At 59.6% G+C, this 13,814-nt stretch carries 12 protein-coding genes; 6 read left to right on the forward strand and 6 right to left on the reverse strand.

The window, feature by feature from the left end; translation table 11 throughout:
- Positions 1-42: 42 nt before the first annotated feature.
- Positions 43-1,644 (reverse strand): RNA repair transcriptional activator RtcR, encoded by a 1,602-nt coding sequence (gene rtcR / locus AC3Y64_RS10385; RefSeq protein WP_489987343.1) that lies wholly within the window; start codon positions 1,642-1,644, stop codon positions 43-45.
- Positions 1,645-1,883: 239 nt separating this feature from the next.
- On the opposite strand from rtcR, the gene AC3Y64_RS10390 reads away from it, so the two are divergent.
- Positions 1,884-3,110, forward strand: a complete 1,227-nt coding sequence (locus AC3Y64_RS10390) for an RtcB family protein (protein WP_489987344.1) — start codon at positions 1,884-1,886, stop codon at positions 3,108-3,110.
- Positions 3,111-3,213: 103 nt separating this feature from the next.
- Positions 3,214-4,239, forward strand: a complete 1,026-nt coding sequence (gene rtcA, locus AC3Y64_RS10395) for an RNA 3'-terminal phosphate cyclase (RefSeq protein WP_489987345.1) — start codon at positions 3,214-3,216, stop codon at positions 4,237-4,239.
- A gap of 70 nt (positions 4,240-4,309) precedes the next feature.
- Here the strand turns inward: rtcA and AC3Y64_RS10400 are convergent, their stop codons facing one another.
- Positions 4,310-4,723, reverse strand: coding sequence for a VOC family protein (locus tag AC3Y64_RS10400; protein WP_489987346.1), 414 nt, complete (start codon positions 4,721-4,723; stop codon positions 4,310-4,312).
- Between the two features lie 240 nt (positions 4,724-4,963).
- Here AC3Y64_RS10400 and AC3Y64_RS10405 point away from each other — a divergent pair, with 240 nt between their 5' ends.
- Entirely contained in the window at positions 4,964-6,775 is a 1,812-nt protein-coding gene (locus AC3Y64_RS10405) for an ABC transporter ATP-binding protein (protein ID WP_489987347.1), read from the forward strand.
- Here AC3Y64_RS10405 and AC3Y64_RS10410 read toward each other — a convergent pair.
- The 3 genes from AC3Y64_RS10410 to AC3Y64_RS10420 form a co-directional block, all read right to left on the reverse strand.
- Positions 6,772-7,716 (reverse strand): alpha/beta hydrolase, encoded by a 945-nt coding sequence (locus AC3Y64_RS10410; RefSeq protein WP_489987348.1) that lies wholly within the window; start codon positions 7,714-7,716, stop codon positions 6,772-6,774. The two genes, AC3Y64_RS10405 and AC3Y64_RS10410, sit on opposite strands and share 4 nt — an antisense overlap.
- A 112-nt stretch (positions 7,717-7,828) precedes the next feature.
- On the reverse strand, positions 7,829-8,827 hold the full coding sequence (locus tag AC3Y64_RS10415; protein WP_489987349.1) for an NAD(P)H-quinone oxidoreductase: 999 nt from the start codon (positions 8,825-8,827) through the stop codon (positions 7,829-7,831).
- Positions 8,828-8,889: 62 nt separating this feature from the next.
- A complete protein-coding gene (locus AC3Y64_RS10420; protein ID WP_489987350.1) occupies positions 8,890-10,170 on the reverse strand; it encodes a YbfB/YjiJ family MFS transporter in 1,281 nt (426 codons plus the stop codon).
- A 114-nt stretch (positions 10,171-10,284) separates the two neighbouring features.
- On the opposite strand from AC3Y64_RS10420, the gene AC3Y64_RS10425 reads away from it, so the two are divergent.
- Positions 10,285-11,160, forward strand: coding sequence for a LysR family transcriptional regulator (locus AC3Y64_RS10425; protein WP_489987351.1), 876 nt, complete (start codon positions 10,285-10,287; stop codon positions 11,158-11,160).
- 216 nt (positions 11,161-11,376) lie between these two features.
- Positions 11,377-11,826 carry a hypothetical protein gene (locus tag AC3Y64_RS10430; protein ID WP_489987352.1) on the forward strand — a complete coding sequence of 150 codons (450 nt, stop codon included), beginning with the start codon at positions 11,377-11,379 and terminating at the stop codon, positions 11,824-11,826.
- Positions 11,827-11,876: 50 nt separating this feature from the next.
- Here AC3Y64_RS10430 and AC3Y64_RS10435 read toward each other — a convergent pair whose 3' ends face one another.
- Positions 11,877-12,599 (reverse strand): pirin family protein, encoded by a 723-nt coding sequence (locus AC3Y64_RS10435; RefSeq protein ID WP_489987353.1) that lies wholly within the window; start codon positions 12,597-12,599, stop codon positions 11,877-11,879.
- A gap of 220 nt (positions 12,600-12,819) precedes the next feature.
- Here AC3Y64_RS10435 and AC3Y64_RS10440 point away from each other — a divergent pair, with 220 nt between their 5' ends.
- The gene (locus AC3Y64_RS10440) at positions 12,820-13,770 is read left to right on the forward strand and encodes a GlxA family transcriptional regulator (protein WP_489987354.1); all 951 of its coding nucleotides are present in this window, start codon (positions 12,820-12,822) and stop codon (positions 13,768-13,770) included.
- The last annotated feature ends 44 nt before the right edge of the window (positions 13,771-13,814 follow it).

Consider the following 13,814-nt stretch of genomic DNA (forward strand, 5'->3'; position numbering starts at 1 on the left):
AAAAGCCCAATCCGAAACGGTTGGGCTTTTCTATGCCCGAGCCTAGCGTTTCGTCACGTGGCTCCATTCAATCCCGAAGCGCCCAAGATACTTGCGCAAGCGATCCGCATCATTGGGTTTGGCCTTGGCCTGGCGCGACACGCCAAACAAGCGGCGGCCAGCGTCCGATAAACTCTCCGCCTGACGGCAAACCTCGAGCACGGCCTTGAGTTGCAAGCGGTCAAACAGATCCAGGCTGTCGCCGTCTCCCGGTAACACCTCGGCACTGCTGTCTGGCTGGCCCAAACCCCATGCGTAGCGCAGACGGTCAATTTCCTCTTGCACCTGCGCTTCATCAATCCGCCCGTTGTCCGCCAGGGTTGCCATCCGCGTAATCGACGCTGACAGTTCCCGGAAATTACCCAGCCATGCCGCCTCACGGGAACTGGCGAAGGTGAGATAGCGTCGGCGTGCCTCCAGGTTGAATCGCACACACTGTCCGTGTTCGCGGGCATGGCGCTGCAGTTCAAAGTCGATGTTGGGTTCGATGTCCTCGCGGCGACCGGCCAGGCCGGGCAAGTCGAACGTCCACAGGTTTATGCGTGCGTACAAGTCTTCGCGGAACAGCCCGTCGGCGACACGGCTGCGTAAATCGCGGTGGGTGCCGGCGATGATCAGGAAATCGCTGTCGACTTCCTTGTCCGAACCCAGCGGGAAGAAGCGTTTTTCTTCAATCGCCTTGAGCAGCATGGCCTGTTCGTCCGCACCCAGTTCGCCAATTTCGTCCAGGAACAGCATGCCGGCATCGGCTGCGCGCAACAGACCGTCGCGGGCGTTCTGTGCGCCGGTGAAAGCACCTTTGACATGGCCAAACAATGCGGACATCGCGCCGTCGCCGCGCAAAGTAGCGCAGTTCACTTCGACAAAGCGCCCCTGCATCTGATGGCGACTGCGCTTGAGTTCAAAGATGCGTCGGGCGAGGAAGGATTTGCCGGCACCGGTCGGGCCAATCAGCAGCATCGGTGCTTTCGAGCGCACTGCCACACGTTCGATCTGCTCAATGGAGCGATTGAACGCGGCGTTGCGCGTGGCAATACCGGATTTCAGGAACTCCAGACCTTCAAGGCGTTTGGTGGCGAAGCGCGAGGCGATGCGATCGTAACGGGACAGGTCGAGGTCGATCAGGGCGTGAGTGCCGGTGGCGTGAGCGTCTTCGCTTTTGCGCTTGGCGGGGGAGGTCTGGATCAAGCGCGCTGGCAGGTAGCGCGCCTCTGTGAGCAAAAACCAGCAGATTTGCGCAACGTGGGTGCCGGTGGTGATGTGGACGAGATAATCCTCGCGGTCGGTGTCGAAAGCGTAGGCCGCGGTGAAGTCGTGCAGCGCCCCATACACCTCTTCGAAATCCCAGGGATTGCGCAATGCCATCGGATGCAGGCGCACTTCGGTGTCGGGAGAAACCTGCTGGATATCTGCGCGAACTCGTTCGGCGAGGCTGACGTCGCGGGCGTCGATACCGTGAATCAACTCCAGTCTGTTGATCAATACATCCGGCTGTTGGCATAAGCCCACGCTCGGGCGCCAGTGGCTCCAGCGGTTGGCGCCCTTGCCGACACGATCGAGGGTGGCGCCGATAAAACCGATGGCTACAGTGCGCTTGTTTGGCATGTTTATCTCAAGGGATAAAAAACGATAGCCAATGATAAATCTGTTCTGAATTTTTTGTCGCCGATGCTTTGCCGGAATTCATAAAAATCAAGAAAATGCTTTTAAATCAAGAAGATATAAATAATTTCGTTGGAAAATAAAAAGCTGGCACAGCGGCTGCAATACTTTTCCCAGCGAACATGACAACACAGCATTGCGCAATAACGCCCATCACTGGCCAATGAATAAAGAATAGAAAAATGAAAGAACACACTTACCAACTGCTCGAAGTCGCTAACGGCAAACCGATCAAACTCTGGACCGAAGGCGTGCCGGTCGAAAAAGAGGCCCGCGAGCAGTTGATGAACACCGCGAAAATGCCGTTCATCTTCAAACATCTGGCGGTCATGCCGGACGTGCACCTGGGCAAGGGCTCGACCATCGGCAGCGTGATCCCGACAGTCGGCGCGATCATTCCGGCGGCGGTCGGCGTCGATATCGGTTGCGGCATGATCGCCGCACGCACGTCGCTGACGGCCGCCGATCTGCCGGATAACCTGCACGGTCTGCGCAGCGCCATCGAGCAAGCGGTGCCCCATGGCCGCAGTTCGACTCGTTCGCGGCGCGACAAGGGCGCCTGGGACGAAATCCCGCAACAAGCCGATCAAGCCTGGGTAGGGCTGCAACCACGGTTCAAGTTGATCACCGACAAGTACCCGAAACTGGCCAACACCAACAATCGCGGACATCTTGGGACGCTTGGCAGCGGCAACCACTTCATCGAGGTGTGTCTGGATGAAGCCAACCGGGTCTGGTTCATGTTGCACAGCGGTTCACGTGGCGTCGGTAACGCCATTGGCAACCTCTTCATCCAGATGGCTCAGGCGGACATGCGTCAGCACATCGCCAACCTGCCGGACCGTGACCTGGCCTACTTCGAAGAAGGCAGCCAGCACTTTGATGATTATGTAGAAGCGGTGGGGTGGGCGCAGGACTTCGCCAGGCAAAACCGTGAACTGATGATGCGCGCGGTGATTCAGGCGACACGGCAGATTATTCGCAAGCCGTTTGAAGTGGCGCTGGAGGCGGTCAACTGCCACCACAACTATGTGCAGAAAGAACGGCATTTTGGCGAAGAAGTGCTGGTCACTCGCAAAGGCGCGGTGTCGGCGAAGAAGGGCGAGTTGGGGATCATTCCAGGCTCGATGGGTGCCAAGAGTTTCATCGTGCGCGGCCTGGGCAACGAAGAGTCGTTCAGTTCCTGCAGCCACGGCGCCGGCCGCACCATGAGTCGGACCAAGGCGAAGAACACCTTCACCGTCGAAGATCAGATTCGTGCCACTGCCCATGTCGAGTGCCGCAAGGACGAATCGGTGATCGACGAAATTCCGATGGCCTACAAGGACATCGACAAAGTCATGCACGCCCAGCGTGAGCTGGTGGAAGTGCTGCACACCTTGCGTCAGGTGGTGTGCGTCAAAGGATAAAAGTAGAGCAAATCATGACATTGAAAGAGCGCCACCCGCTGTGCAGCACGATGCGCGCGCGGGTGCGGGAAGAACTCGCGTGCATCAACGCATAAGGATTGAAATGAAACAGGAAGTGATAGAGCTGGACGGCGCCATGGGTGGCGGCCAGGTGTTGCGCAGTGCCTTGAGCCTGTCGATGGTGACGGGCCGGGCGTTCCGCATTAAACAGATTCGCGCCAGACGCAGTCGTCCGGGATTGCTGCGTCAGCACCTGACGGCGGTGATGGCCGCAGCCGAAGTGTGTGGGGCAAAAGTCTGCGGCGCAGAGTTGGGTTCGCAAGCCTTGAGCTTTGAGCCCGGTGCGATTCGCGGTGGCGACTTTCAGTTCGCCATCGGCACGGCCGGCAGTTGCACGTTGGTGTTGCAGACGTTGTTGCCGGCGCTGTGGCGGGCACCGCAAGCGAGTCGTGTGAGGATCTCCGGTGGCACGCATAACCCGTTGGCACCTCCGACGGATTTCCTCGTTCGCAGTTGGTTGCCGCTGTTGCGCCGCATGGGCGCCCAGGTTGAACTGGACCTGTTGCGGCATGGCTTTGTCCCGGCAGGCGGCGGTGAAATCGAGGTGAACGTGCAGCCGTCGAGCCTGACTCGACTGGACTTGTGTGAACGCGGCGAGGCGATTTCGCAACACGCTTTTGCGTTGACCGCCGGGCTTGCATCGACCGTTGCCCAGCGTGAGCTCAACCACGTCGCCAAGCGTTTGGGCCTGCCGCCTGCGGCGCTGCAACATGTGACGCTCGATCCGGCACGCGGACCGGGCAACGTATTGCTGCTCGAGTATGTTTTCGAGCATCTGACCGAAGTGTTCAGCGCGTTCGGCCAAGTGTCACTACGCGCAGAAACGGTTGCCGATGCCGCAATCAATCAGGCGACCGACTGGTTGCGCAGCGGTGCCGCGGTGGCCGAGCACCTTGCCGATCAATTGCTGCTACCGATGGCGCTGGCCGGTGGCGGGTCGTTCACGACTCCGCGAATGACCGATCATCTGCGCAGCAATATCTCGGTGATCAAGCAGTTTTTACCGGTTCGCATCGATTGCCGGGAGGAGGGCACAGACCGGTTGCGGGTTGCCGTCAGCGCGAACTGATCGATGTACAGGACAGTGAATTTCATCATGAGATTCCACTGTCCTTTTTTTGCCTGACGCAAAGTCAGGTTTATTTTTCACTCTCGCAATTGACCATCCACGACACCCCAAAACGATCCACCAGCATGCCGAAGCGTGCGGCCCAGAAGGTCGCTTCCAGCGGCATGTCGACGCGACCGTCCTTGGCCAGCGCGTTGAATACACGTTCGGCCTCGGCAATGCTGTCGACGTTGAGCGAGATCGAGCATCCGCTCATGCCTTGAGTCGGCCGGTCGGGCGTGGTGTCCGAGGCCATGATCATTTGATCGCCGACTTTCAGGCAGGTGTGGATGACCAGATGATGGTGCTCTTTGGGGACATGCTCGGCGGCGGGCGTTTCGCCGAAGGTCATCATCGCCTCGAGTGTTCCTTGCAGCGCTTGCTCGTAAAAAGTGAAAGCCTCGCGGCAGTCGCCGTTGAAGATCAGGTACGGGTTGATTCTCATGTCTGTGCTCCCAGGCAGTCGGGCGCGGAGCGTGGCGGGTGGTCGCCGGGTTCCGCATTGGGCGGTTAAAACATAGCAGAGCGTTGGACGCCGGAAAGGGCAAAGCTTCCCAGACGGTTTTGTTCTGAAAAACGCAGGACTTAGCACAGCATCCGGCCGAGGAACCCTCACCGTGTGAAATTCACACAGGGCGCTGGAGTACCATGACCTACCGTCATCACCAGCCGAGCCCTGCGCCCCATGCCCGATCTATCGCGTTTCACCTCCTTGTTCGATCAGGCGCAGCGCGCCTTGCGCTTGGTCTGGGGGACGTCGCGAGGTTTGTTTCTGGGGCTGGTGCTGGCAACGCTGGTGGCCGGTTTGCTACCGGCACTGGCGGCATGGTTGGGGCAGCGAATTGTCGACGCCGTGGTGGCAGCCATGCAGTTACACGCGCAACACGGCAGTGCGCCGCTGTGGCCGGTGTTGCGTTATGTGTTGCTGGAAGCTGGGGTGTTGGCGCTGTTGTCCGGCACACAGCGGGCGCTCTCGGTGCAGCAGTCGCTATTGCGGGTGCAGCTGGGGCAGAAGGTCAATACGCTGATTTTGCAGAAAGCGCAGACCCTGTCACTGGTGCAGTTCGAGAACTCCGAGTTCTACGACAAACTCGTGCGCGTGCGTCGCGAGGCTTCGACCCGCCCTCTGGCGCTGGTCATGAAGTCGCTGGGCTTGATCCAGAACCTGATCATGCTGATCAGCTTCGGTGTGCTGTTGGTGCACTTTTCCCCGTGGGCGCTGGTGTTGCTGGTGGTCGGTGCGTTGCCGGTGTTCTTTGCCGAGGCGCATTTTTCCGGTGACGCCTTTCGCCTGTTCACCCGCCGCGCGCCGGAGAGCCGGCAGCAGAGCTACATCGAAACCTTGCTGTCCCACGAAACCTATATCAAAGAGGTCAAGCTGTTCGGTTTTGCCCCACTGTTGCTGCAACGCTACCGCGACACGTTTGCCAAGTTGTATGCCGAAGACCGGCGCCTGACGTTACGGCGCGATGGCTGGGGTTTTGGCCTCGGCCTGCTCGGCACTGCGGCATTTTACCTGGCCTATGCCTGGGTGGTGATCGATGCCGTGCATGGCCAGATCAGCCTCGGCCAGATGACCATGTATCTGGTGCTGTTCAAGCAAGGCCAAAGCGCGGTGAGCAGCAGTCTGAGTGCAATCAGCGGCCTTTACGAAGACGGCCTCTACCTGACCAGTCTTTATGAATATCTGGCCGAGCCAGTGCAGGTCGATGCCGGCCACCTGACGGTCGGAGCCCTCCCGGGCGATGGTTTGCGCTTCGAAAACGTCGGTTTCCGTTATCCCGGAGCCAGTCGACCGGCCCTGGAAAACATCGACCTGCAACTGCTGCCGGGCCAGAGCATGGCGCTGGTCGGCGAGAACGGTTCTGGCAAGACCACGCTGATCAAACTGCTGACCCGGCTCTACCGTCCCGATCAAGGGCGCATTCTGCTCGACGGCAGCGATTTGCAGGACTGGCAGGAAACCGCGTTGCGTCGGCGCATTGGCGTGATTTTTCAGGATTACATCCGCTACCAGTTCAGCGTCGGCGAAAATATCGGCGTCGGCGATACTTTGGCATTCAACGATCAACAAAGGTGGCAGGAGGCTGCTATCCAAGGCATGGCGGCACCCTTTATCGAAGGGCTCGACAAGGGTTATGCCACGCAGTTGGGACGCTGGTTTGCCGGTGGCCAGGAATTGTCCGGAGGGCAGTGGCAGAAGATTGCCTTGTCCCGCGCGTACATGCGCCGTGATGCCGACCTTCTTATCCTTGATGAGCCAACTTCGGCCCTCGACCCCGCGGCGGAGGCGGCGGTGTTCGAGCATTTCAGCCAACACAGCGAAGCGCGCATGACGCTGCTGATTTCCCATCGGTTTTCCAGCGTGCGCAATGCCGACCACATCATCGTGCTGCAACAGGGGCGAATTCTCGAGCAGGGTGGCCACGAGCAACTCATCGCCGCTGCCGGGCATTACGCACAACTGTTCGATTTGCAGGCGCGTGGCTACCGCTAGGTGTCCCGCGCGCTGCGAACGGTCGCAGGCCCGGCCACCCGAGGCGGTGGTTTGCTGTGCATCAAGCTGTCGAGCGCCTTGCGATAGTTCTGCCCGCCGAGCGCCATGCTGTTGTTGTGCGTGGCACCGGGTACCAGCAACAAGCGTTTGGGTTGCTGAGCGGCGTTGAACAACTGCTCGCTGAAGCGCGGCGGCACGAAGGCGTCAGCCAGACCGTGCACCACCAGCAAGGGCATATGGATGTCAGCGATTTTGTCGATGGAATCAAATTTCTGCGACAGCAACCAACGCACCGGCAACGACGTATCGGCTACAGCGGCGGCAACATCGGCCAGGGACGTGAAGGTCGACTCGATCACCAGACCCCGCACCGGCAGTGGTACATTTTTACGCGCAGCATCCTGGCCCAGCTCTGCAGCCAGATCGATCGCCACAGCGCCACCGAGTGAATGGCCATAGATCAGTCGTTTGCTCGGGTCGGGCTGCAGCAACTTGAAGCGTTCCCAAGCCACCCGCGCATCTTCGTAAACGCTGCTTTCGGACGGCAGATCACCCTTGCTCTGGCCGAAGCCACGGTAATCGATGGCCAGCACCGAATAGCCCGCTGCGCGCAGTTGTTCGATGCGGAACAGCTGTCCGGTGAGATTCCAGCGTACGCCGTGCAGATACAGGATGGCCGGGGCATTGGGTTTTTCCGCCGGCCACCACCAGGCATGGATGTTTTGTCCGGCCTTGAAACTCTTCGGTTGCAGATCGAGTTCCTGCACGCTGCCGGGCAGGCCGCGATACCAGCCGGCCGTGCCCGGTTCAATGCGAAACAGCAGCTTGCGTTCGGTGTGTTCGAGTACGGCACAACTCGTCGGCACGCCGATAATCAGCGCAGCCATGAAGGCGAACGCCAAGCGGCGGCGACGCAGACGGGTCATGAAGGCAAGGAACATTAAACGTTTCACCAAAGGTCGGGCAAAGAACGCTTTTTACCAGATGCCTTGGCCTTCGCGTGACATTTTCGACCACCGTAACGGCGCAACGATTACAAAATGCTGCAACAACTCAACTGACCTTCAACACGATCTTGCCGATATGGTCGCCGGCCTCCATGTGCGCATGGGCCTGGGTGGCGTCGGCGAGCGGGTAGACCTTGTCGATGAGTGGCAGGCAGCGTCCGGCAGCCAGCGCTGGCCATACGTGCTTGAGAAGTTGGTCGGCAATCTCGGCCTTTTCCGCAGCTGTGCGGGCCCGTAGCAACGATCCAGTAATAACGGCACGTTTGGCCATCATCGCTAATAGATCAAAGTCGTTGGCCTTCGCGCCGCCAAGGAAACCGAGCATCACCAGCCTCCCGTCCATCGCCAGAGCACTGACGTTATCGTTGAGATAAGAGCCGCCCATGATGTCGAGAATCACATTCACGCCCTGACCATCGGTTTTATCGGCGATGACTTTGGCGAACTCTTCTTCGCGGTAGTTGATCGGCTGACCACCGAGCTTGCTGATTGCTGCGCATTTGTCGGGGCTGCCAGCGGTAGCAAAGGCCTCGATACCGAATTCGCGGCAAAGCATCAGGGCGGTGGTGCCGATGCCGCTGGTGCCGCCGTGAATCAACGCGCGCTGGCCTTTGCTGGCGCCACCGAGGCCAAACAGGTTGGCCCACACGGTAAAAAACGTCTCCGGAATCGCGGCGGCTTGCACCCAGTCGATTCCCTGCGGAATCGGCAGCGTCTGGCCGGCCGGCACGGCGGCGTATTCGGCGTAACCGCCACCATTGGTCAGCGCGCAGACGCGGTCACCGACGGCGAACTGGCTGACGCCGTCGCCAAGGGCCACAACCACCCCGGCAACTTCCAGGCCGGGAATCGGGTTCATGCCCGGTTTCATCGGGTATTTACCGGCGCGTTGCAGGGCGTCCGGGCGATTGATCCCGGCGGCGTGCACGTGGATCAGCACTTCGCCCTCGGCGACGTCGGGCAGCGGCACGCGCTTGGCTTGCAGAACCTCGGGGCCACCGGGTTCGGTGATTTCGATGCGGGTCATTTCGTGGGGTAAGGACATAGTGCTTGCTCCTGATAAAAGTGTGTGTAGATGGGAGTCGTGCATCCCTCGATAAATTCAGGTCAATCCCGATAACCGTGTGGGAGCGAGCTTGCTCGCGAAGGCGCCGGGACGGTTAGCGCAGGGTTGTCAGATAAAGCGCTTTCGCGAGCAGGCTCGCTCCCATCTTGGTTTATGCGTGCCCAGATGTTCATGGCTTGTTCCAGGAGCAATGCCACGCCAATCGCGCCGCAGGCAATGATGAACAGCATCGCGTGGTGGCCACCGTTGGCGTTGAACAGCGCCGAATAGCCGAACCCGGCCAGCGCCTGAAACGTGGCAAACGATACCGTGGCGCGGCTCCAGGCGATTTGCTGGCGAGCGTGCTCCGGCACCAGTTCATGCACCCGCGCCAACGCCAGCGGCACGATGCCCGGCGGGAACGAGCCGAGAATCACCGCGAGCAACGCCAGCGCCAAGAATGATTGGGAAACCGCCAACAGCCCGAGGGCAATCGCCTGAATCACCAGCACCAAACGGATGCTCAAGCGTGCGCCGAGCTTGTCGGCGAGAAAGCCATAACTCACCGGGCCGACAATTGCGCCCAAGCCGTACATCACCCAGACCAGCGCGCCGACGTGAGCCCCGGCGCCGAGGCCGCGCGCCACGTAATCCACGAGGAAGACCATGGCCGGCACCAGTCCAGCGGCCATAAAGGCGTATTGGGCGAACAACACATAAACGCCGGCAGGTGTCGGTGCAATCATGGTGTTTTGCGCAACAATCGGCGCCGGCAGATCAGCGGGCCAGCCAAACCAGCTCACCGCTGTGAGCAACAGCGCGATGGCTCCGAGCCCGAACCAGGTGGCTTGCAGACCGAGACTCAACAGGGGCGGCACAATCGTGCCGGAACCGGCAATGCCGAGGCCGATGCCAAGGAAAATCGCGCCACTGGCCAACCCTTTACGCGCCGGCGGAACATGCGGCAGTACCGTCGCCGCGACCAGCACCATGATTGCACCGCCAGCGATGCCGGACAGCAAGCGCCAGCCGAAGAACCAGCTCACGGACAACGGATACGCACAAGCGAAAAACGCCGCAGTCACCACCAGCATCATCAGGCGCAGGGCGTTTTTGTTGCCGAGATGACGCGCCATCGGACGGCCGAGCAGGGCGCCGATCAAGTAGCCAATCAGATTGGCCGCGCCGAGATACACCACATCGTTGGCAGAAAACCACTGCGCCTGAATCAGCGCGGGAATCAGTGGCGTGTAGGCAAAGCGTGCCAGTCCGATGCTGACCAGGCTGGCGCAGAGCCCGGCGAAGATCGGCAGCCAGAGAGCACCGGTAGTTTGAGTGCGCATGATATTGACGTTTCCGAGGAAGGTTTATGGCGCCCAGCATATCGGCTATCGTTGCTGCGTTTATGCAGCGAATTTTCATTGTTGTGATGCGTAATTGCATCACCAGGAGGCAGAGTGAATTGGGATGATGCTCGGGTGTTTCTCGCGGTTTGCCGCGCGTCGACACTGCGCGGGGCCGCGCGTGTTCTGAATGTGGATCAGGCGACTGTCGGGCGGCGGATCAGCGCGCTGGAAAAGTCCCTCGGCGCGACGTTGTTTCTGCGTACCTCCGACGGCTACGCGTTGACGGCGGTGGGCGAGGCGGCGCTGAAGAATGTCGAGAAAATGGAACATTCAGCACTGGAACTTGAGCGGCAGATCCAGGGGCTCGATGATCGCCTGACAGGCAGTGTGCGGGTCAGCACCACCGATTCGCTGGCCATCGATTTCCTGATTCCGGCCATGGCTCGCCTGCATGAGCAGCATCCCCAGGTCCAGGTGCAACTCGATGCCTCTACGCAAATTCTCAGCCTGGCCAAGCGTGAGGCGGATATCGCGGTGCGCAATACGCGGCCGGACAATCCAGATTTGATCGCCCGGCGAATTGCCCGTTGGCCCGTAGGACTTTTCGCAGCTCAGGCGTATGTCGATAGCAATGGCGCGCCGGAGCCGGGCACGGCGTTTGAAGGCCATGATCTGGTGGTCTATCAACCGTATCTGCAGAATAAAAAGGATCTGACGCTGGTCTCTGAGCCAATGAATCGCGGGCGAATCGTCGCCAGTCTCAGTTCCAGTCTGTTGGTACGCCGCTCAATAGCGGCAGGTCTGGGCGTCGGAGAAATCCCGGTGTACATGGGCGAGCGTGACGGTCTGGTCAGGCTCTGGCCAGAGCGAACCCGGCCAGAGCCTTATGAAGTGTGGCTGGTGACCCATGCGGATTTGCGCCATACCGCACGGGTGCGGGCGGTGATCGAGCAGATCGTCGAGGCGTTTGTACTGGAGAACGAGTAGGCGCAAGGGCGGTTTTGGCAGGGCTACAAGGTCTGACGAAACGGCCTACATCCGGGTCAGAATCCGCTGGCTTGTGGGTCTGCGGGGACAAATATATCGTTGACGCCAATGGCCACGGAAGGTCTCGGTAACCCAAAAGGTGTCGAATTGAACGTCAGGGAAGTGCTTCAAAATCCAGTGTGTGACACGTCAAGCGAAAGTCGGAATAGCCAAGCCATGAGTGACATCAGACGCGAAGAGTTCAATGCCAGGATCGAGACCATCGAGGCGCGGATGGATGCTCGGATCAGCGAGGTATCGACAAAAATCGATACCCGGGTGTGTGAAGTGTCGGCAAGAATCGATGCGTTTCTCGTCGCTCAGGCTGAGCGGGACAAATGTCACATCGAACGAGACAAACGTTATGACCTGCTTTCAAGAGAAATGCGAGAGACGGCCAGGAGAACCGAGGAGGCAGCCAGGCAAGGCGCTACGGTAAAGGCCAATGTCTGGGCGGCCACCGCCGTGCAGTTGGTTGGCATCGTGGCGATCGTTGTCGGTGCTTACTATGCCAACCAGGCCAACATGTATGTCGCGATGCAAACGACACTGGCAGCGATTCAGGCGGGCAAGGAGTTCAGCGTACCCAATCCCTTCGAGTTTTCATTGCCTATATCGCCGCAATAAAAAAACGGCCTTCAGTGAAGGCCGTTTTTTGTGGGCGTTAACAAGCTGCATCATGGCATCTGCGGCAACTCCTGGGGCCGCAAGTCAAACACCAGCACTTCGGCATCCACGCCATTGCTCAAGGTCAGTGCCTGTTCTTCACGAACCCGCACCCCGTCACCTTCGCGCAATTGCTCGCCGTTCAGTTCGACACTGCCCCGTGCTACATGCACATAGGCGTAGCGGTTGGCTGGCAGTTCCAGGGTGGCGCTTTCCTTGCCGTCGAACAGCCCGGCATAAACCCGCGCATCCTGACGAACTTTCAGCGATCCGTGACTGCCTTCCGGCGAGATGATCAGTTGCAGACGACCGCGTTTTTTCTGCGCGCTGAAATGCTCCTGCTGGTAACGCGGTTTGGCACCGCTGACTTCCGGCACGATCCAGATTTGTAGGAAGTGCACTGGCTTGCTCGCCGAGTGGTTGAACTCACTGTGCGCCACGCCGCTGCCGGCGCTCATCAGTTGCACGTCGCCAGGGCGGATGACGGAACCGGTGCCCAGGGTGTCCTTGTGTTCCAGCGCACCTTCGAGCACGTAGGAGAAAATCTCCATGTCGCGATGCGGGTGCTGGCCAAAACCTTTGCCGGCCGCTACGCGGTCATCATTGATCACCAGCAGGTCGGAGAAACCCTGCTCACGAGGGTCGCGGTAGCTGGCGAAAGAAAAGGTGTGGAACGACTTCAACCAGCCATGATTGGCGAGGCCACGATCGGAGGCTTTGCGAAGGGTCAGCATGATGAAATCTCCTGGCGGGACGTGAATTCGTCCGAGTGAGGAGAAGGTTACTGTTTACCTCGCTGCACAATAAGTAGATGGAAATTGAAAGACTGTCCTGATCAGGTTGACAGTTTTGCGGCGCTGTTCACGCATTTTCTTGCCCTGGCATCGTTTCACTTGGCCATAATGTTCAGCCTGTCTGAAGCGTTTAACTTTTTTGATCTCAGTGATGGTTCCCATGAAAACCGTGGCAATGGTGCTGTTCCCCGATTTTCTGCTGCTCGACATGGCCGGGCCGATGGAAGTGTTTTCGGTGGCCAACCGTTTCTTGCAAGCCGATTTGCACTATCAACTGGTCACCCTTGGCACCGAGCAGGGGCCGTTGCGCGCTTCCAACGGCGTGCGAGTCCAGGCCGACCGGTACATTGATGACGCCAATGATCACTATGACTTGCTGCTGGTGCCAGGCGGGCCGGGCGCCTACAACGAAAGATTTCCGCAGTTGTTCGCCTGGCTGCCCGGCGCGGTGCAGCGTGCGACTTGCTACGGCTCGATCTGCACCGGCGCTTTCGTGCTGGGGCATGCCGGATTGCTCGACGGCTATCGCGTGACCACGCACTGGAACTACACCGAGCGTTTGATCAAAGGTTTCCCCAAGGCCAGTGTCGCGACCGATCAGATTTTCGTCGAGGATCGTAATCTGATCACCTCGGGGGGAGTCACCGCCGGGATTGACCTGGCACTGGCCGTGATTGCCCGGGATCACGGCAAGAAACTGGCGCAGGACGTGGCCAAGGTGCTGCTGGTGGTGATGAAACGTCAGGGCGGTCAGGCGCAGTTCAGCCCATTGATGGCTGCCGTGGCCCCGCAGGAAACGCCCATCACGCGGGTGCAGAACCATGTTCTGGAACACCTTGACGAAGCCTTCACCGTCGAGCGCATGGCGGCTCTGGCGAATATGAGTGCGCGACACTTCGCGCGAGTGTTCGCCCGTGACGTCAACATGACCCCGATGGAGTTCCTGCAAAGTGCGCGCATCGACTGTGCGCGAAACCTTCTCGAAACCAGCGATCTGCCGCTGAAAACCGTGGCCTACAAAAGTGGCTTTGGCAGCGTGCGGCACATGCGTTCGCTGTTCGCCGAAAAGCTCGGCCTGACCCCCGCACAGTACCGCGAACAGTTCAGCTAGAGCGGTTCTGTCCGTCTGGCGCACCCGGATGTCCGTGCTGCGCC

This window comes from Pseudomonas sp. 4CAES_32.4, assembly GCF_058136335.1.

Bases quoted from the DNA above. Each gene is read 5' to 3' on its own strand.
- AC3Y64_RS10400 (WP_489987346.1), bottom strand. From the start codon at position 4,723: ATGAGAATCAACCCGTACCTGATCTTCAACGGCGACTGCCGCGAGGCT.
- AC3Y64_RS10405 (WP_489987347.1), top strand. From the start codon at position 4,964: ATGCCCGATCTATCGCGTTTCACCTCCTTGTTCGATCAGGCGCAGCGC.
- AC3Y64_RS10390 (WP_489987344.1), top strand. From the start codon at position 1,884: ATGAAAGAACACACTTACCAACTGCTCGAAGTCGCTAACGGCAAACCG.
- AC3Y64_RS10435 (WP_489987353.1), bottom strand. From the start codon at position 12,599: ATGCTGACCCTTCGCAAAGCCTCCGATCGTGGCCTCGCCAATCATGGC.
- AC3Y64_RS10420 (WP_489987350.1), bottom strand. From the start codon at position 10,170: ATGCGCACTCAAACTACCGGTGCTCTCTGGCTGCCGATCTTCGCCGGG.
- rtcR (WP_489987343.1), bottom strand. From the start codon at position 1,644: ATGCCAAACAAGCGCACTGTAGCCATCGGTTTTATCGGCGCCACCCTC.
- AC3Y64_RS10415 (WP_489987349.1), bottom strand. From the start codon at position 8,827: ATGTCCTTACCCCACGAAATGACCCGCATCGAAATCACCGAACCCGGT.
- AC3Y64_RS10410 (WP_489987348.1), bottom strand. From the start codon at position 7,716: ATGTTCCTTGCCTTCATGACCCGTCTGCGTCGCCGCCGCTTGGCGTTC.
- AC3Y64_RS10430 (WP_489987352.1), top strand. From the start codon at position 11,377: ATGAGTGACATCAGACGCGAAGAGTTCAATGCCAGGATCGAGACCATC.
- AC3Y64_RS10440 (WP_489987354.1), top strand. From the start codon at position 12,820: ATGAAAACCGTGGCAATGGTGCTGTTCCCCGATTTTCTGCTGCTCGAC.
- rtcA (WP_489987345.1), top strand. From the start codon at position 3,214: ATGAAACAGGAAGTGATAGAGCTGGACGGCGCCATGGGTGGCGGCCAG.